At 71.2% G+C, this 17973-nt stretch carries 16 protein-coding genes; 8 read left to right on the top strand and 8 right to left on the bottom strand.

The window, feature by feature from the left end; all coding sequences use genetic code 11:
- The first annotated feature begins 12 nt into the window (after positions 1 to 12).
- Positions 13 to 471 (top strand): helix-turn-helix domain-containing protein, encoded by a 459-nt coding sequence (locus ACGRHY_RS10500; RefSeq protein ID WP_394635110.1) that lies wholly within the window; start codon positions 13 to 15, stop codon positions 469 to 471.
- Between the two features lie 3 nt (positions 472 to 474).
- Entirely contained in the window at positions 475 to 1029 is a 555-nt protein-coding gene (locus ACGRHY_RS10505; protein ID WP_394635111.1) for a VapC50 family PIN domain-containing toxin, read from the top strand.
- A 31-nt stretch (positions 1030 to 1060) separates the two neighbouring features.
- Here ACGRHY_RS10505 and ACGRHY_RS10510 read toward each other — a convergent pair whose 3' ends face one another.
- From ACGRHY_RS10510 to ACGRHY_RS10520, 3 genes are all read right to left on the bottom strand, one after another.
- Positions 1061 to 1396, bottom strand: coding sequence for a hypothetical protein (locus ACGRHY_RS10510; RefSeq protein ID WP_394635112.1), 336 nt, complete (start codon positions 1394 to 1396; stop codon positions 1061 to 1063).
- A gap of 72 nt (positions 1397 to 1468) precedes the next feature.
- On the bottom strand, positions 1469 to 2632 hold the full coding sequence (locus ACGRHY_RS10515) for a hypothetical protein (RefSeq protein ID WP_394635113.1): 1164 nt from the start codon (positions 2630 to 2632) through the stop codon (positions 1469 to 1471).
- Complete coding sequence (locus ACGRHY_RS10520; RefSeq protein WP_394635114.1) at positions 2629 to 3144, bottom strand: DUF4365 domain-containing protein; 516 nt, start codon at positions 3142 to 3144, stop codon at positions 2629 to 2631. The genes ACGRHY_RS10515 and ACGRHY_RS10520 overlap by 4 nt, the downstream gene beginning before the upstream one ends.
- 204 nt (positions 3145 to 3348) lie before the next feature.
- On the opposite strand from ACGRHY_RS10520, the gene drmA reads away from it, so the two are divergent.
- The 3 genes from drmA to drmC are packed head-to-tail and all read left to right on the top strand — an operon-like array spanning position 3349 to position 9598.
- A complete protein-coding gene (gene drmA / locus ACGRHY_RS10525) occupies positions 3349 to 6975 on the top strand; it encodes a DISARM system helicase DrmA (RefSeq protein WP_394635115.1) in 3627 nt (1208 codons plus the stop codon).
- Complete coding sequence (gene drmB / locus ACGRHY_RS10530; protein ID WP_394635116.1) at positions 6972 to 8849, top strand: DrmB family protein; 1878 nt, start codon at positions 6972 to 6974, stop codon at positions 8847 to 8849. Before drmA ends, drmB begins: the two co-directional genes overlap by 4 nt.
- Positions 8846 to 9598 carry a DISARM system phospholipase D-like protein DrmC gene (gene drmC, locus ACGRHY_RS10535; protein WP_394635117.1) on the top strand — a complete coding sequence of 251 codons (753 nt, stop codon included), beginning with the start codon at positions 8846 to 8848 and terminating at the stop codon, positions 9596 to 9598. The genes drmB and drmC overlap by 4 nt, the downstream gene beginning before the upstream one ends.
- A gap of 36 nt (positions 9599 to 9634) precedes the next feature.
- Here the strand turns inward: drmC and ACGRHY_RS10540 are convergent, their stop codons facing one another.
- Positions 9635 to 10093: a hypothetical protein gene (locus ACGRHY_RS10540; RefSeq protein WP_394635118.1), complete on the bottom strand. Its 459-nt coding sequence runs from the start codon at positions 10091 to 10093 to the stop codon at positions 9635 to 9637.
- Between the two features lie 388 nt (positions 10094 to 10481).
- Between ACGRHY_RS10540 and ACGRHY_RS10545 the strand changes: the two genes are divergently transcribed.
- From ACGRHY_RS10545 to ACGRHY_RS10555, 3 genes are read left to right on the top strand one after another with little or no spacing between them, the layout of a single operon-like run.
- Complete coding sequence (locus tag ACGRHY_RS10545; protein WP_394635119.1) at positions 10482 to 11312, top strand: hypothetical protein; 831 nt, start codon at positions 10482 to 10484, stop codon at positions 11310 to 11312.
- On the top strand, positions 11309 to 12064 hold the full coding sequence (locus ACGRHY_RS10550; RefSeq protein ID WP_394635120.1) for a DUF5819 family protein: 756 nt from the start codon (positions 11309 to 11311) through the stop codon (positions 12062 to 12064). Before ACGRHY_RS10545 ends, ACGRHY_RS10550 begins: the two co-directional genes overlap by 4 nt.
- Position 12065: 1 nt before the next feature.
- On the top strand, positions 12066 to 13292 hold the full coding sequence (locus ACGRHY_RS10555) for an HTTM domain-containing protein (RefSeq protein ID WP_394635121.1): 1227 nt from the start codon (positions 12066 to 12068) through the stop codon (positions 13290 to 13292).
- Between the two features lie 118 nt (positions 13293 to 13410).
- Here the strand turns inward: ACGRHY_RS10555 and tuf are convergent, their stop codons facing one another.
- The 4 genes from tuf to rpsL all read right to left on the bottom strand — a co-directional run bounded on the left by tuf (position 13411) and on the right by rpsL (position 17836).
- Positions 13411 to 14604 carry an elongation factor Tu gene (gene tuf, locus ACGRHY_RS10560; protein WP_394635122.1) on the bottom strand — a complete coding sequence of 398 codons (1194 nt, stop codon included), beginning with the start codon at positions 14602 to 14604 and terminating at the stop codon, positions 13411 to 13413.
- Positions 14605 to 14831: 227 nt separating this feature from the next.
- Positions 14832 to 16952 (bottom strand): elongation factor G, encoded by a 2121-nt coding sequence (fusA, locus tag ACGRHY_RS10565; RefSeq protein ID WP_394635123.1) that lies wholly within the window; start codon positions 16950 to 16952, stop codon positions 14832 to 14834.
- Positions 16953 to 16991: 39 nt separating this feature from the next.
- A complete protein-coding gene (gene rpsG / locus ACGRHY_RS10570; RefSeq protein WP_394635124.1) occupies positions 16992 to 17462 on the bottom strand; it encodes a 30S ribosomal protein S7 in 471 nt (156 codons plus the stop codon).
- Between the two features lie 2 nt (positions 17463 to 17464).
- On the bottom strand, positions 17465 to 17836 hold the full coding sequence (gene rpsL / locus ACGRHY_RS10575; RefSeq protein WP_003948652.1) for a 30S ribosomal protein S12: 372 nt from the start codon (positions 17834 to 17836) through the stop codon (positions 17465 to 17467).
- Between the last annotated feature and the right edge of the window lie 137 nt (positions 17837 to 17973).

Below are 17973 nucleotides of genomic sequence, written 5' to 3' on the forward strand. Positions count from 1 at the left end.
AGGGAGCCATACATGAGCAAGACAGACATCCGTCCCGTCCGCCTGCCCCCCGAGGAGACGGAAACGGCCAACCGTGCCCTGTCCCGGGTGCGCGGCTACCTGGAGAGGCACCGCGACACCCCGAAGATCGACGTCACGGTCGAAGGCGAAGGAGCCGAACCGCTGACACTGCCGCGAGAGGCGGTGGAGCTACTGGCGACCATGCTCGCCCACATGGCCGCCGGGCGCAGCGTCTCCATCGTTCCGCAGAACGCGGAACTCACCACCCAGCAGGCGGCCGACCTGCTCAACGTCTCACGGCCGTTCCTCATCGGGCTCCTGCAAGCCGGCGAGATCGAGTACCGCAAGGTCGGCAAACACCGGAGGATCCCGGCCTCCTCACTGCTGGAGTACAAGCGGCGCGACGACGAGCGCCGCCGCGAGGCCGCGGAGGAACTCACCCAACTGGGCCAAGAGATGGGACTGATCTGACGCATGGCCTTCGTCGCCCTGTACGACGCCAACGTGCTGTACCCGAGCACCCTGCGCGACCTGCTCATATCCATAGCGCAGGACGGTCTTGTGCAGGCCAAGTGGACCGATCGCATCCTCGATGAGACGTTCGGCAACCTGAAGGCCAAGCGACCCGATCTCGACCCCGCCCGGCTCGACCGGACCAGACAGGCGATGATGAGGGCCGTGCGCGACTGCATGGTCAGGGGTTACGAGCCCCTCATCGGGGCCGTCGAGCTTCCCGACCCGGATGACCGCCACGTCCTCGCGGCGGCCATCCGGGCCAAAGCCCAGGTCATCGTCACGTTCAACCTCAAGGACTTCCCTTCGGACGTCCTGTCGGCGTGGGACGTGGAGGCCAAGCACCCCGACGCCTTCATCGAGGACCAGATCGACCTGGATCCGGCCGCCGTGTATGCGGCGGTGCGGCAGATCGCGGACAGATGGAAGAACCCGCCGGGAACCGTGGAGGACGTGCTCGGACGGCTGGAACGAGACGGCATGGTCGCCGCCGCGGCGGCTCTGCGAGCGCTCTGACCGGACCGGGAACCTCCTGCCCGGCCCGCCCCTACGGCAGCGGCCACCCCTGCTCGCGCAGCACTGCCCGCCACCGCTCCCGCACGGGCCGCGCCCACGCGGGCTCCGCACCGAGGGCGTAGGCGATCAGCCCGTCGACATGGTTGACGAGGCCGGCCATGGAGGCGAAGCCGCGATGCTGCTGGTGGGCGCGGATTCCGAACCTCTCGATGCCGTGAAGGTGGCCGCGGACACGGGATTCGAAGTCCCCGGTGAGTCGCAGGGTGTCGCCGTCCACCAGCGGACCGAGCACCGACCTGCGGGCGCCGGGCTCGCGCACGTCCCGCGGTGAAGGAGCCTCCGACGAGGCACCACTGTCACCGGGCATACGGTGCTCCTTCCGCACGGGGCAGGCCGGCACAGACGTCCCGGAGCGGTCCTGCCACCGCCCGGCGTCACGTCAATCGTCCACGTACTGGAGGTGGAAACCGGTGACCCGCTCCATGCGTGCGGCGGTGCCGTGGGCCGTGAGATCGCCTTCCACGATCACCTCGTGCCCTTCCTTGTGGGCAAGGGCGGCCCTGTCGTAGTGCTCCCTGCCGAGAGTCATCCGCACCCGGCGAGTCCGGTCGTCCTCGTCCACCAGATAGCCGGAGACCGTGACCTCGCCCGGGCCGCGCGGGAAATCCCGACGCAACCGGACCACCGTGCCCCGCACCGTCACACCCCGCCGGCCGAGGCGTGCCCGGAGATCCTTGGCGCCCTCCTCCAGAGCCTCCAGGAGACGCTGACCGATGGCGACCGGGGGAGTGCTCTGTTCAACGGGCAGATCGGCGGACCAGGCGAAGCTCAACCGGTAACCCCTGCGTTCCTCGCCCGCGATCCTCACCAGGGCCTCGCAGAGGTTCGCGGAAAGCCCCGCGTGAACGTACCGGGCGAAATCGTCCAGCGAGTCGCCGGCCACCGAGCGTTCGGCGGCCTGACGGGCGCAGACCACACCCGCGTACAGGCGGCGGGACACCAGGCGCTCGAACGGCTCCTGCGGCAACGCGTCGGGCAGGGGCAGTTCCGGCTGGGCGGGCGGCTCGGACAGCGGAGTGTGCGCGGCGATCACGTAACTGCCGACCCGGGTCTGGTCCAGACGCACCGAGGCCACGTAGTCCTTGACTCTCTGCGGTTTCTGCGCGGGCTGCACCGGTTGCGGCTCGGTGGCCACCGTCGCCGCCGCGGCTGCCGTCATCAGGTCCCGCAGCCCTGCCAGCGCGGGTACCAGATCCACCAGCGGAGCCGTACCGGACGGGCCCGGCGGGGCGAGCCGCAGGTACTGCCAGTCGGCGGGGGGCAGGGACATCTCCCGCAGGATCTCGGCGGGGCGGCGCCCCTCCACGGCGGACAGCGTCTCCAGGAGGTCGGCGACCCTGCCCTGGTAGTCGCGGACCTGCCGCTCCATCGGCACCAGGACCTGGAACGGCGGGCCGTGGTCGTCGGCCGTGCGCAGCTCCCACAGCTGTCCACGGCCGAAATCCCGGGCGAATCCCCAGCCACGTGCCCGCAGATACCTCAGAACGGCTTTCGGAGCCGTCCCGGCGGCCTGCTCGAACTCGGCGTCGGTGATCGCGGTCATGACCCCACCAGCGCTTCGCGGAAGTCCTCGGCGAACAGGCCGTGCAGCGCGTCGACGGTCAGCAGGTTCGCCCGGGGCACGTCCACCGTGTACGTGCTGTTCTCACGCCTTTCCGACGGAAGCGGCTCCAGATCGTGGAAGGACGCCCAGTACGCGGCGTGGCGCATCAGCAGCGCGTCGGGGGTGACGCGGACCCACTGGCTCGCCTCCACCGGCGCGATGACGAGGAAGAGGAAGCGGGGGAGCTGCCAATCGTGCCCCGCGAGCCAGTTGAAGTTCTTGACCCTGAGCGGATAGCGCAGCGTCTCCGGGTCGTCGTTGGGAGTGGACCAGCACTTCACCTGGACCTCGATGGACGGAAACCTGCGGGTGCCGGCCCGGCCGGGGTAGCCGAGGCTCCAGTCGACACCCACCCGGTCGCGGTCGCGGCGGGAGGCGTCCAGGTTGGCGGCGGCGGCCAGGGCCCGGACGAACTGCTCGCCGTAGTCACCCCGGTGGCCGCCGTCCCCCATGGGTAACTCCTCCAGAGCGCCACCCAGGGGGTACTGGTGCGGGAAACCCCCGTTCGGTCCGTCGGTCATCTGCTCCCCCGCATCTCCCCGTACGCGTACCGTGGCTCACGGTAGCGATCGTTCGGCTCTCCGGGGAAGAGTCTGATCACCTTGCGTGCCGGAAACCCCGCCCACCGTCAGCGGCCGTCACTAGGGTGTGGCGGTGTGAGCCAGCACAGCGACACCCCCCCGCCCGCGGGCACCGGCGGCCGGCCGGTCCTCACCGCGCCCACACCGCAGCGGATCAGGGACGAGCTGGCCGAGCTCGTCGTCACCGACCTCCTCGGCCCCATCGGGGGCGAGACCGAGGAGCTGCCCGGCAAACCGACCGACCACTACATCATCGGGCGGCTCGCGCCGGGCGGCGCCTTGTCCGGCGGCGAAACGGCGCCGGCCGGGCAGGTGATCGAGCCGGACGAGCTGGACGGGAACCCGGTGGCCGCCGTCCCGGACACCGAGGAGGGCGACCACGACCCCGACGCGCCCAACGTGCCCAGCCTCCAGCCCTCCGCCCTGGGCCTGACCTTCCGCGTCGACGGCTCGGTGGACGAACTGCGGGTGCACTGCTCGTGGGCCCGCTACGAGTCCGGCCCCTCCCACGACCCGGAACAGGCGGGCGGGGTCTGGCACCGGCGGCCCTTCTCCGGCCCCGTGACGGTGAGGCTGCGGGAGGAAGGACCCGTCGAGGCCGGGCCCGTGCTGCGCGAGGAGTTCCCCCGCGTCGTCGTCCGCGGCCGGGCCCGCAGACACGACGGGGACTGGCTCGTCTCCCTCTTCCTCGTCAACGGCCAGAACGGACAGGAGGACAGCGGGCGTCCGAGTCCGCGGAACTGGCTCTTCCAGGCCCGGATGTCCGTCCGCGGCGCTCCGGGGACCGCCCCCTTCCTCCCCCGCCGCGCCACCGGCCGGCCCGGCGGTGACACCGCCGACCGGGCCGAGCGCCGGTCGCTGGCGATGGCCTACCGCTTCCACCCGGAGTTCGCCGTCGGGCACGGCACCGGGGTGCACGTGGAGACCGTGCCCGGCGATCCGCTGCGCGCCGCGGAGATATCCACCGTCGCCGCCCCCTCCTACGAGATCCCGCACACAGACGTCCCGGACCCGCGCTCGGAGCAGGACGCGGACCTCGCCGAACTGCGCGGCCTCGTGCTGGACATGAGGGAGCTGTGCGAGAAGGACGGCCCCGCGGCACTGCAGGCCGCCCTGCGGCCCCTGGTCGAGGGATACCGGTCCTGGATCGCCCGCGCCGGGGAGAGGATCGCGGACCCCGCCGCCCGCCTCGACGGATACGGCGAGGAGGCCCGCGGAGCCCTGGAGCGCGCGGAGGAGGCCGCCGCGCGCATCGAGGAGGGCATAGCGCTCCTCGCGGAGCCGGCCGCGTTCGACGCCTTCCGGTTCGCCAACCGCGCCATGTGGCTGCAGCGCGTCCACACCCTCGCCGCCGCCGCCCGCCGCCGTGACCCCGGTCTCCCCCTGGACGCGGCCGTCGCGGCCGCGGACGTACCGGGGAACCGGAGCTGGCGGCCGTTCCAGCTCGCGTTCATCCTGCTCGGCCTCCCCTCCCTCGCCGACCCCTCCCACCCGGACCGCGCCGACGGCGAGCGCACCGAAGGCGAACGCGCCCTGGCCGACCTGCTCTGGTTCCCCACCGGCGGCGGCAAGACCGAGGCCTACCTCGGTCTCACCGCCTTCACCCTGGCCATCCGGCGGCGCAGGCCCCGCCTCGGCGGCCTGGACGCCGAGCACGGCGTGGCCGTCCTGATGCGCTACACCCTGCGGCTGCTCACCATCCAGCAGTTCCAGCGCGCAACCGCGCTGATCTGCGCCTGCGAGACGATCCGCCGCGAGGACCCGGACCGCTGGGGAGCGAACCCCTTCCGCATCGGCCTGTGGGTCGGCGGCGGCGTCACACCCAACACCACCGACCAGGCGGAGGCCTGGCTGAAGGACCGCCGCAAGGACGGAGGGCGCGGCTTCCATGGCCGCACCGGCTCCCCCCACCAGCTCACCAGCTGCCCCTGGTGCGGCACCAGGCTCGACGCCGGCCGGGACGTCGCCGTCGATCCCGCTCTCCGCCGCACCTTCGTCACCTGCCCCGACGTCTTCCACTGCCCCTTCGGCGAGGGGGCCTTCGGCGCGGCACCGGACGAACGGGGACTGCCCGTCCTCGTCGTGGACGAGGAGATCTACCGGCTGCCGCCGAGCCTGGTCATCGCCACCGTCGACAAGTTCGCCCAGCTCCCCTGGCGGGGCGAGACCCAGACCCTCTTCGGCCAGGTCGCACGCCGCTGCACCCGGCACGGCTACGTCACAGCCGACGCCGCGGACAGCGAGTGGGAGCGCGCCACCCACCCGGCCCGCGGCGGCCTCCCGGCGGCCCGCACCGTCGACGCGCCGCGCGTACGCCCCCCGGACCTGATCGTGCAGGACGAGCTGCACCTGATATCCGGCCCGCTCGGTTCCCTCGTCGGGCTGTACGAGGCCGCCGTCGACCGGCTCGCCACCTGGGAGGTCGAGCCGGGCCGCGCGGTGCGGCCGAAGGTCATCGCCTCCACCGCGACCGTCCGCCGCGCCCACCGGCAGATCAACGACCTCTTCAGGCGCCGCACCGCGGTCTTCCCGCCCCCCGGGCTCGACGCCGACGACAACTTCTTCGCCCGCCGCCGGCCCACCTCGGTCAGGCCGGGCCGCCGCTACGTCGGCATCTGCGCGCAGGGCGTGCGCACCAAGTCGGTCGCCATCCGCGTGTACGTCGCCCAGCTCGCCGCGGCCCAGCTCCTCCACGACCGCTACGGGCGCAACGAGATCACCGACCCGTACATGACCCTGGTCGGCTACTTCAACAGCCTGCGGGACCTGGGCGGCATGCGGCGCCTGGTGGAGGACGACATCTCCACCCGCCTGACCCGGACCGACCGGCGCGGCCTCGCCGGACGGCACGCCGACAACGTCGCCGAGCTGACCTCGCGCATGTCCTCGGACGCCATCCCCGGCATCCTGGAGAAACTCGAACTGCCCTTCGCCGACCGGCCCAAGGGGTCGCCCCGCCCCGTCGACGTGCTGCTGGCCACCAACATGATCGCGGTGGGCGTGGACGTCTCCCGGCTCGGTGTGATGGTCGTCAGCAACCAGCCCAAGTCCACGGCCGAGTACATCCAGGCGACCAGCCGCGTCGGCCGGCGGGCCCCCGGACTGGTCCTCACCCTCCTCAACTGGGCCCGGCCGCGCGACCTGTCGCACTACGAGACCTTCGAGTCCTTCCACGCCTCCGTCTACCAGCACGTGGAGGCCCTCTCCGTCACGCCCTTCGCCGACCGGGCCCTGGACAGGGGGCTCACCGGCGTGCTGGCCGCCCTCGTCCGCGACCTGAAGCAGGAGTACAACGGCAACCGCGGCGCGCAGTTCTTCGACACCCGCGGGGAACTGGCCGACCACGTGGTGCGCCACCTCCAGCGCCGGGCCGAGGGCGTCACCGGCGAACGGCAGGTGGGCGGCAAGGTGCACGACCACCTCGACCACCGTCTGGACCGCTGGGAGCAGCGCCGCAGGGAGCCCGGCGCCGTCCTCGGCTACCGGGCGGCGCGGCGCCGGGGCGATGTGGCCCCCCTGCTGCGGGAGCCGGACGGCACCCGCTGGCGTCTGATGACCTGCCCCACCTCGCTGCGCGAGGTCGAACCACCGGTCCGGCTGCTGTTCCTGGGCGACACCGGCCAGGAACACGCCGCGGAGCCGCCCTTCGCCCCCCGCCCGCAGGCCGGAGAACCGCACGACGACCCCCGGGAGCAGCCGTGACCACACCGGCCAACGGGCCGCTGCGCGTGGGCGAGCTCCGCCCCAGCCAGTTGCTGCACACCTACGGCATCGGCTCGGTCACCGACCTGCCCAACCTCTCCACCATGGTCCTCGGCCTCGACCACTGGGAGCTGGGGAAGGCCACGCCGCTCACCGAGGACCGGCTGCTGGCCGCCGTACGCCGGCGCCTGGGCCCTCAGGTCGCCACGCTGCGCACCCCGCCCCACCTGCCCGAGACCACCAGCCCCTTCGACGAGTGGGCCCGCGTCGGCGTCCCCGTCGCCCTCTTCCCCCGCTGGCTGCGCTGCTCCCGCGAGCGGTGCAACCGGCTGGCGCCGGCCTCCTCCGGCCTGTTCGAACTGGTCGAGAACTTCTTCCGGCCCGAGGAGACGCGCTACGTCCACAACTGCCACGGTCAGGGCCGCCGCAGGCCGACCGCGGTGCCCGCCCGCTTCCTGCTCGCCTGCCCGGCCGGGCACCTGGACGACTTCCCCTGGATGTACTTCGTCCACCGGGGTGCGCCGCACCCGGACGGCTGCACCCTGGAACTCCTCGAACGCGGCACCATGGGCGAGGCCGCCAACATCTTCGTCAGGTGCTCCTGCAAGGACGTCAAGGCGCGCTCCCTGGCCGAGGCGATGGGCGCGCGAGGGGAGCGGGAACTGCCCGCGTGCCGGGGACACCACCCCCATCTGGGCACCTTCGAGGAGTGCGGCGAGAAGGTGCGCACCATCGCGCTCGGCGCCACCAACAGCTGGTTCGCCTCCCAGCTGAGGGTCTTCAGTCTGCCCCGTGCCCGGGAGCCGCTGGCCCAGGCCGTACGCGAGCACTGGGGCCGGCTCTCCCCGCTGGCCGCCGTCCCCGCCGAAACCGCCAGGGCGCTGCTGCCCACCCAGACGTGCTGGCCCGACCTGGAGCCCTACGGCGTCGACAGGGTGTGGGAGGCGGTCGCCAGGGAGGCCGCGCACGTCGCCGCCGGACAGCCGGGACAGCCGGGCCAGCCCTCCGAGGAGGAGGAGTTCGACCTGGCCGCCCCCGAGTGGCGGGCCTTCACCAAACCCCGCCCCTACGACCTGCCCGACTTCACCACCGAGCACGAACCGGTGCCCGCCGGCGCCTCGGGCTGGCTCCACCGGGTCGTCCTCGTCCACCGGCTGCGCGAGGTCGCCGCGCTCACCGGCTTCACCCGCATCGACGCCCCCGAGTGGCTGCCCCAGAGCGACGACCCGGCCCAGGAGCGGAGGCGGATCGCCCCGCTCTCCCGCGAGGCGTCGACCTGGGTGCCGTGCGCCGAACTGCGCGGCGAGGGCGTGTTCCTGGCCTTCGACGAGAAACGGGTGGCCGCCTGGGAGGAGGACCCCGCCGTCCTCGACCGGGAGAAGGTCCTGCGCGGCGCCCACCGCACGTGGTGCCTGGCCCGCGGTATCGCCGAACCCCACTGGCCCGGCATCCGCTACGTCCTGCTGCACACCTTCGCCCACACCCTCATCCGGGAGCTGGCCCTGGAGTGCGGCTACGGGGCCTCCGGCATAGCCGAGCGCGTCTACGCCCGCACCGGGGACGAGCCCATGGCGGGCATCCTGCTCTACACCGCCGCGCCCGACAGCGAGGGCACCCTGGGCGGCCTGGTCTCACTCGGCCGGCACGAGAGCCTGGGGGCGTCCATCGAGCAGGCCCTGTCGGCCGCCCGGCTGTGCAGCTCCGACCCGATCTGCGCCGAACACGACCCCCGGATTCACGGACGCCTCCACGGCGCGGCCTGCCACGCCTGCCTCTTCGCCGCCGAGACCTCCTGCGAACGGGGCAACCACTACCTGGACCGCGCCCTCCTGGTCGAGACCCTCGCCGGCGACCCCGGAGCCTTCCTCCCGTGACGCCCGCCCTGGCCGGGCTCCTCGCCAAACTCGCCGGGCGGCTCCCGCGGGACCGGACCGGCGACTGGGCCGGGGCGCTGAGCGACGCCCGCGGCCCGGACGACCCGGCCCTCGACCGGTTCGCCGCGCAGCTCCTGGCCGCGGGGCTCGCACACCACCTGGACCGCGTACGGCGCGCCTGGCGGGAGGAGGCCCCGCAGCTCACCGGGGCGGCCCTGGCCCTGGCCCTGGAGGCATCCGCCGTCCAGTACGAGACCTGCCGTCCCGGCCGGCTCGTCGAACCGGTCGTCAGCGGCCCGGTGAGCCCGTCCGTACCGGTGCGGCTGACCAGCGGCGTGGCCGTCGACGTCATACGGTCCGCCCGGGAGACGCTGCTCGTCGCCAGCTTCGCCGCTTACGGCGTCGGGGATGTCGTGGAAGAACTGCGACGGGCCGTGCGGCGGGGCGTCACGGTCGATCTGCTGCTGGAGGAGTCCACGGCGGCCGTCCGGGCCTTCGCGCCGCTCCACGGGCACGTCCGGGTCTGGCACCGGACGGACGGCACCCTCCACGCGAAGGCGGTCGTCGCCGACCGGCACACCGCCCTGCTCGGCAGCGCGAACCTCACCGACCGGGCCCTGCGCGACAACATCGAGATCGGGGTGATCGTCCGCGGCCCGGAGGTCGTGGGCCGGATCGCCGACCACCTCCGCTGGCTCATCCGCCCCGGCGGCGGTCCCCTCCGGCCCGTCGGCACCGACGGCCTCTGACGGCTGCGCCTTACGGCACCGCCTCCGGCAGGGCCCTCACTTCACCCTGTGCTTGCAGCCCAGGACGTCCTTGCCGTCCTGGTTGTCGTCGACCTTCTCGCCGTCGACGGTGATGGTGCAGGGCGCGGGCCTGAGCATGCCGTCGTCGCCCGGGACCGAGCCGGGCACGACCGACACCAGGACACCGGCCTCCTGCTCGGCCTTGGTCAGGGAGAGCTCGACCGTCTTCTTCCACGGAAGCGTGGCCTGCTCGGTCCTGTTCCCGTCGGCGGCATAGGCGATCTGCGTCTTCCCGGTGCCCCGGACCTCAAGGGTCACCTCGCGCACCACCTCGCCGCCCTCGTCCGCACCGCCGCCCGTGCCCCCGCCGGGCTCCTCGCTCCCGGAGGCCGGCGGTGCGTGCTTCCCCTCGGCTCCCCCGTCGTCCCCGCCGCCGCATCCCGTCAGCAGCACACCGGACACGACCAGGGCCAGTCCGGCGGTCGCCCTGCGCATACCCACTCCCCCTCGCGGATCGAAAGCCGCCCGGAGCGTCTCCCGGACAGCGCCGACGATCCTAGTCAGCCGGACCGGCCAACGGCCTCGGGGGCAGTCCCGTTCACCGGCCGGAGCGGCCGTGGCGGCCCGCACGCACCGCTCGGGGGCCGCCACTTCGCGGGCCGTGGCGTCGTCCACGGTGCCGGGGACGGCATCTGATCGTTGTCGGGCACGGCCGGCGGGCGACCGCCGTTTGCGCCACCACCGGATACCCGGACGGATGGAAGCCCGCCGGACTCCGTGCGGTCCGCTTCCCCGCTCATGACGACCTATTGCTTTCATGCCTGTTTGAACCGATATTGCACAGGCGCTGTTCGCCTGTGCGGGTCAGGAAGGCGGGAGATCCATGAAAGCTGCGAAGGCCCTGCTCATCGGGTGCTCGGTGGGCACTCTGCTGCTCGGCGGCGTCACCGCCGCCGAGGCGATGGGCTGGGAGCACCCCGGCGCGAGGCAGGGCGGACAGAGCGGGCACAGCGGGCAGGACGGTCACCGGGGCGACCACGGAAACGACGGGCGCAAGCACACCGACGGCGCCGGCCTGCACCAGGACGACTCCAGGCACCACAACACCGACAACTCCAAACGCCACACGGAGGTCTCCAGGCACTCCGTCGACAACTCCCGCCGGGACATCAGGTCGAAGTCCAACCGGGTCGACGGATGCCAGGGCGTCAACAGCAAGCAGTGCACCCAGGACAACTCCAACCGCCCGGTCCTGATCGGTATGTCCGGCGGCGGTCTCATCGGCCTCATCGGCGGCTCCACCGGCATGACCACCGGCATGACCACCGGCACCGCGACCAACGGCATGACCACCGGTATGACGACCACCGGCACCACCACCAACGGCGGCGCGGCCCAGTGGTGCTCGCCGGGCTTCTGGAGGAACAACTTCCCCGAGGCATGGGGCCCGACCGGCTACACCGGCAACGAGACCTACAGCAGCGTGTTCGGCGCGCCGCCCCCGCGCTCGCCCCAGGGCATCAACCAGGACGCACCGACCGACCCGACGCTGTTCGAGGTCGTCGACAACCCGCAGTGGTACGGCGGCGGCGCCGCGAACAACGTGGCCGACCTGCTGAGCGACGCCCACCCCGACATCGATTACCAGGGCGTGCGCGTGGACAACTGCCCGCTCTCGGCCAACCAGGCGGCCGGTGGCGGAAACAACTCGTGACCGCACGTCCGCGGCAGGACACCGGCACACCGCCGGGCACGGCCTTCCCTCCCCCTCGCACGGCCACCGGCGAGGAGGAGGGTCCGATCCGCGGCGGACCGGACCACGGGGGGAGCGGCGGCGCCGACCGCCGCGCGCCGCTGTGGTCGGCGGTCGTGTCGGCGGTGGCCGCCCTCGTCCTGGCGGGCGTCACGCTGACACACCTGGCCATGCTCTTCCTGCACGTCGCCCCGCCCAACGCCGTCACCGCCCGGTACGGGGAGCGGATCGACGCCTACGTCCAGCCGGAGTTCGGCCAGGACTGGAAGCTGTTCGCGCCCAACCCGCTGCAGCGCAACGAGGTCGTCCTGGCGCGGGTGCGCACCAGGGACGAGGACGGCGCCCACCGCACCTCGGCGTGGGCGAACCTCACCGCCCGGGACATCGAGGAGATCAGGGGCAGCCTGGCCCCCAGCCACACGCACCAGAACATGCTCCGCCGCGCCTGGGACTCCTACGTCGCCACACACGGCACGAACGACCGGGACACCGGCGTCCGCGCGGAGCTGGCCACCGCCTACCTCAAGCGCGTCGTCCTCCAGCGGATCGGGCGCGAGTGGCGGGGGCGGCCGGTCGTCGCCCTTCAGGTCGGCGCCCGCTTCACGCCGGTGCCGCACCCCTGGCGGCCCGCGCAGGGAACCGGGCCGGGCTCCGTCTCACGCCGGACGCTGCCGTGGTGGCCCGTGACGGAACAAGACCACGAGGGGCTGTGAGTTGAACACCATCACGGCGACGGCCGCCGGTACCGGCGCCCCGGCCGCGCAGCGGCCCGCTTCCCCGGGCCGCCGGCCGCGTACCCGCCTCGCACGGGCCGCCGGCGCCGCACGCACCACCCTGGCCCCGTACCAGGCCGCGCTGTTCCGCATCGCCTTCGCCGCCGTCGTCACGGCCTTCCTCCTGCGGGAGTGGCCGCACCGCCGCGTGCTGTACGGCGACCGCAGCCCCCTGTCGTTCGACATGGCCCTCGCCCTCCTTCGGGAGGGCGGCGGCTTCACCGTGCTGAGCTGGTGGGGCGGGCGGACGTGGTTCGAGGCCGTCTACGCCCTGACGATCGCGGCGTCCCTCGCCGTGCTGGTCGGCTGGCGCACCCGGACCGCTTCGGTGTTCCTCCTGGTGGGCGTGGTGTCGCTGGAGAACCGCAACACCCTGGTGGGGGACGGCGGCGGCAACATCATCCGCATCATGGTGATCTACCTGGTGTTCGTCCGCTGCTCGCAGGTGTGGTCCCTGGACGCGCGCCGCGCACGCGGGCGGGGAGACCGGAACATCCCCGACCGGACGGGCGTCGCCCTGTGGTCGGTGGCGGGTCTGCTGCTGCTGTGGGCTTTCGGCCCGGGGACGCTCCTCGCGCCGGGCTGGCCGCTGCTGCTGTGGACGCTGTGGGCCGTCCACGGTCTGTGGTACACGGTGAACCGCCGGCTCCCTGGGCACCATCTGCGGACCCTGCTGGACGGCTGCGCGGCCATGGTCCACAACTGCGCGCTGCTGGTGATCGCGGTGCAGGTCTGCCTGATCTACTCCACGGCGGGCTGGTACAAGATCCAGGGCGGCCGGTGGCAGGAGGGCAGCGCCCTGCACTACGTGCTGCGCCTGGACTACTTCACGCCCTGGCCGTGGCTGTCCGGCGCCCTCGCCGCGAACGCGGTTCTCGTCGTACTGCTGGGGCACCTGACGGTCGTGCTCCAGGTGGCCTTCCCCTTCACGCTCTTCAGCCGGGTCAAGAACGTACTGCTGGTGGCGCTGATCGCCGAGCACCTGGGGATCGCGATCCTGCTCGGCATCCCCTTCCTGTCGCTGATCATGGTCGCCTGCGACGCACTGTTCCTGCCGAGCGCGCTCCTGCTCCGTCTCGGCCCGCGGTGCGCGGCCCCGCTCCGGTGGACCGCAGGACGCCTCAGGGGCCGGACGGCACGCCCTTCGGCAGGACCGGCCGGGCCCTGAGCCCGCCCCGGCGCCGGCGGGCACGGCTGCCGGGCAACGGAAAGGGCCCGTACGACTGACGTCGTACGGGCCCTTTCGCCGACCGAGAGGCCAGCGGTGCCTCAAGAGGCGGACCGGGTCACTTGACGATCTTGGTGACCTGGCCGGCGCCCACGGTCCGGCCACCCTCGCGGATGGCGAACTTCAGGCCCTCCTCCATGGCGACCGGCTGGATCAGCTCGACCTTCATCTCGGTGTTGTCGCCCGGCATGACCATCTCGGTGCCCTCGGGGAGGGTCACCACGCCGGTCACGTCCGTGGTACGGAAGTAGAACTGCGGGCGGTAGTTGTTGAAGAACGGGGTGTGGCGGCCACCCTCGTCCTTCGACAGGATGTAGGCCTGGGCCTCGAACTCGGTGTGCGGGGTGACCGAACCCGGCTTGATGATGACCTGGCCGCGCTCGACGTCCTCGCGCTTGATGCCGCGGAGCAGCAGACCGACGTTCTCACCGGCCTGGCCCTCGTCGAGCAGCTTGCGGAACATCTCGATACCGGTGACGGTGGTCGAGGTCTTCTCGGTCTTGATGCCGATGATGTCGACGTTCTCGTTGACCTTGAGGATACCGCGCTCGATACGGCCGGTGACGACCGTACCGCGACCGGTGATCGTGAAGACGTCCTCGATCGGCATCAGGAACGGCTTCTCGACGTCACGCTCGGGCTCGGGGATGGACTCGTCCACGGCCTTCATCAGCTCGAGGACGGAGTCGGCCCACTTCTGGTCGCCCTCGAGCGCCTTCAGCGCCGAGACGCGGACGACCGGAACCTCGTCACCCGGGAACTCGTACTCGGAGAGCAGCTCACGGACCTCGAGCTCGACGAGCTCCATGATCTCCTCGTCGTCCACCATGTCGGCCTTGTTCAGGGCGACGACGATGTACGGAACACCGACCTGGCGGGCCAGGAGCACGTGCTCCTTGGTCTGCGGCATCGGGCCGTCGGTGGCGGCGACCACGAGGATGGCGCCGTCCATCTGGGCGGCACCGGTGATCATGTTCTTGATGTAGTCCGCGTGACCCGGGCAGTCGACGTGGGCGTAGTGACGGGACTCCGTCTGGTACTCGACGTGCGCGATGGAGATGGTGATACCGCGCTGGCGCTCCTCGGGAGCCTTGTCGATGTTCTCGAACGCCGAGGCCTCGTTCACGTCCGGGTAGGCGTCGTGCAGCACCTTGGTGATCGCCGCGGTAAGAGTGGTCTTACCGTGGTCGATGTGACCGATGGTGCCGATGTTGACGTGCGGCTTAGTCCGCTCGAACTTCGCCTTCGCCACTGGGGTCCTCCTGTGGACTGGTGCTGTACTCCCCCGCGCTCTGCGGAGGGGTTCAGGTGGTCGTGCCGAACCGGTCAGGACCCCTGAGGGACGACCTTGACCGCTTCGTATCTGGGTGGGCGGGCTGCCGGGGCCCCGTCACCTGGCGGTGTGCGCCCGGTGACGGGAGACCCCGAAGGCCTTGTTGTGCTCCAGCCTAATGGGTGGATAGCGTCACGAAACGTGCGCTACTCGCCCTTGGCCTTCGCGATGATCTCCTCGGCGACGTTCCGGGGAACCTCGGCGTAGGAGTCGAACTGCATCGAGTAGCTCGCGCGACCGGAGGTCTTGCTGCGCAGGTCACCGACGTAACCGAACATCTCCGACAGCGGAACCAGGCCCTTGACGAGCTTGGCGCCGGCGCGGTCCTCCATGGCCTGGATCTGGCCACGGCGGGAGTTGATGTCACCGATCACATCGCCCATGTAGTCCTCGGGCGTGGTGACCTCGACGGCCATCATCGGCTCCAGCAGGGCCGGGCTGGCCTTGCGGGCGGCCTCCTTGAAGACCATGGAACCGGCGATCTTGAACGCCATCTCGGAGGAGTCGACGTCGTGGTAGGCGCCGTCCAGCAGCGTCACCCGCACGCCGGTGAGCGGGTAGCCCGCCAGCACGCCGAACTCCATGGCCTCCTGGCAGCCGGCGTCCACCGAGGGGATGTACTCCTTGGGGATGCGGCCACCGGTGACCTTGTTGACGAACTCGTAGCCGTCGCCCTCGAGGGGCTCGACCGCGATCTGCACCTTCGCGAACTGGCCGGAACCACCAGTCTGCTTCTTGTGCGTGTAGTCGACCTTCTCGACGGCCTTGCGCAGGGTCTCGCGGTAGGCCACCTGCGGCTTACCGACGTTGGCCTCGACCCTGAACTCGCGCTTCATCCGGTCGACCAGCACCTCAAGGTGCAGCTCGCCCATGCCCGCGATGATGGTCTGCCCGGTCTCCTCGTTCGTCTTGACCTGGAAGGACGGGTCCTCCTCGGCCAGACGCTGGATGGCGACACCCAGCTTCTCCTGGTCGCCCTTGGACTTCGGCTCGATGGCGACCTCGATCACCGGGGCCGGGAAGTCCATGGACTCCAGGATCACCGGAGCGGACGCGTCGCAGAGGGTCTCGCCGGTGGTGGTCTGCTTCAGACCCATGACGGCGACGATGTCGCCGGCACCCACGCTCTGGATCTCCTCACGCTTGTTCGCGTGCATCCGGTAGATCTTGCCGATGCGCTCCTTCTTGCCCTTCACCGAGTTCAGCACCTGGGTGCCGGACTCCAGCCGGCCCGAGTAGACCCGGATGAAGGTCAGCTTGCCGAGGTGCGGGTCGCTCGCGATCTTGAAGGCGAGCGCGGCCAGCGGCTCCTCGTCGGAAGGCTTGCGCTTGATGACCTCGTCGGCGTCGGAGGGGGCCTGCCCCTCGATCGCCTCGATGTCGACCGGCGAGGGCAGGTAGCGCACGACCGCGTCGAGCAGGGGCTGAACGCCCTTGTTCTTGAACGCGGTACCGGTGAACACCGGGGTGACGGTGGTGCCCTCGCCCTTGCCGGACTCGATGGTGATGCGGCGGATCGCCGAGTACAGCTGCTCCTCGGAGGGCTCCTCGCCCTCCAGGTACAGCTCCATCAGCTCCTCGTCGTTCTCGGCGACGGCCTCGAGCAGCTTGCCGCGCCACTCCTGGGCCTGCTCCGCCAGCTCGGCCGGGATGTCGACGACGTCGTACATCTCGCCCTTGGCGGCCTCCGCCGACCAGACCAGGGCCTTCATGCGGACCAGGTCCACGACGCCCTGGAAGTCGGACTCGGCGCCGATCGGGAGCTGCATGACCAGCGGCTGCGCACCCAGGCGGCTCACGATCATGTCGACGCAGCGGAAGAAGTCCGCGCCGGTGCGGTCGAGCTTGTTGACGAAGCAGATGCGCGGAACGCCGTAGCGGTCCGCCTGACGCCACACCGTCTCGGACTGGGGCTCGACACCGGCCACCCCGTCGAACACCGTCACCGCACCGTCGAGCACGCGCAGCGAGCGCTCCACCTCGACGGTGAAGTCGACGTGGCCCGGGGTGTCGATGATGTTGATGGTGTGGTCGACGTTCTCGAGCGGCCAGTGGCAGGTCGTCGCGGCCGACGTGATGGTGATGCCGCGCTCCTGCTCCTGCTCCATCCAGTCCATGGTGGCGGCGCCGTCGTGGACCTCACCGATCTTGTAGCTCACACCGGTGTAGAACAGGATCCGCTCGGTGGTGGTCGTCTTGCCCGCGTCGATGTGGGCCATGATCCCGATGTTGCGGACCCTGGCCAGGTCAAGTGAAGTGGTAGCCATAAGGCTCAGTCTTCTCTCGGTTCTCGATGGGGGAAGCGACTACCAGCGGTAGTGCGCGAAGGCCTTGTTGGACTCGGCCATCTTGTGGGTGTCCTCGCGCTTCTTCACGGCGGCGCCGAGCCCGTTGGAGGCGTCGAGCAGCTCGTTCATCAGGCGCTCGGTCATCGTCTTCTCGCGGCGCGCGCGGGCATAGCCCACGACCCAACGCAGCGCGAGAGTGGAGGAACGGCCGGGGCGGACCTCGACCGGAACCTGGTAGGTGGCGCCACCGACGCGGCGGGAGCGGACCTCGAGGGTCGGCTTCACGTTCTCGAGCGCGCGCTTGAGCGTGATGACCGGGTCGTTGCCGGTCTTCTCACGCAGACCCTCCATGGCGCCGTACACGATGCGCTCGGCGGTGGAGCGCTTGCCGTGCAGCAGCACCTTGTTGATGAGGGAGGTCACCAGAGGAGAGCCGTAGACCGGGTCGATGATGACCGGTCGCTTCGGGGCGGGGCCCTTACGAGGCATGCTTACTTCTCCTTCTTGGCGCCGTAGCGGCTGCGAGCCTGCTTGCGGTTCTTGACGCCCTGGGTGTCGAGGGAGCCGCGGATGATCTTGTAGCGAACACCCGGCAGGTCCTTCACACGGCCACCGCGCACGAGCACGATGGAGTGCTCCTGCAGGTTGTGGCCCTCACCCGGAATGTAAGCGGTGACCTCGATGCCGCTGGTCAGACGCACACGCGCGACCTTACGCAGGGCCGAGTTCGGCTTCTTGGGGGTGGTGGTGAAAACGCGCGTGCAGACGCCGCGGCGCTGGGGCGAACCCTCGAGTGCCGGCGTCTTGTTCTTCTCGACCTTGTCCTGTCGGCCCTTGCGGACCAACTGCTGGATCGTAGGCACCGTTTCTCCGGTTTCTGTGTGCCAGTCTCGGTACAACTAACCCGGGCCACTCGCCGACCCACGCGGTCGGGTGTGTCGAAGGCTGCACACTCCCGCGATGCGGGGCCCACTGGGTGAGAAGCATGCAGATTTCGGTG

It is taken from the genome of Streptomyces shinuiensis, assembly GCF_043660855.1.
In the GTDB taxonomy this organism is placed as follows: domain Bacteria; phylum Actinomycetota; class Actinomycetes; order Streptomycetales; family Streptomycetaceae; genus Streptomyces.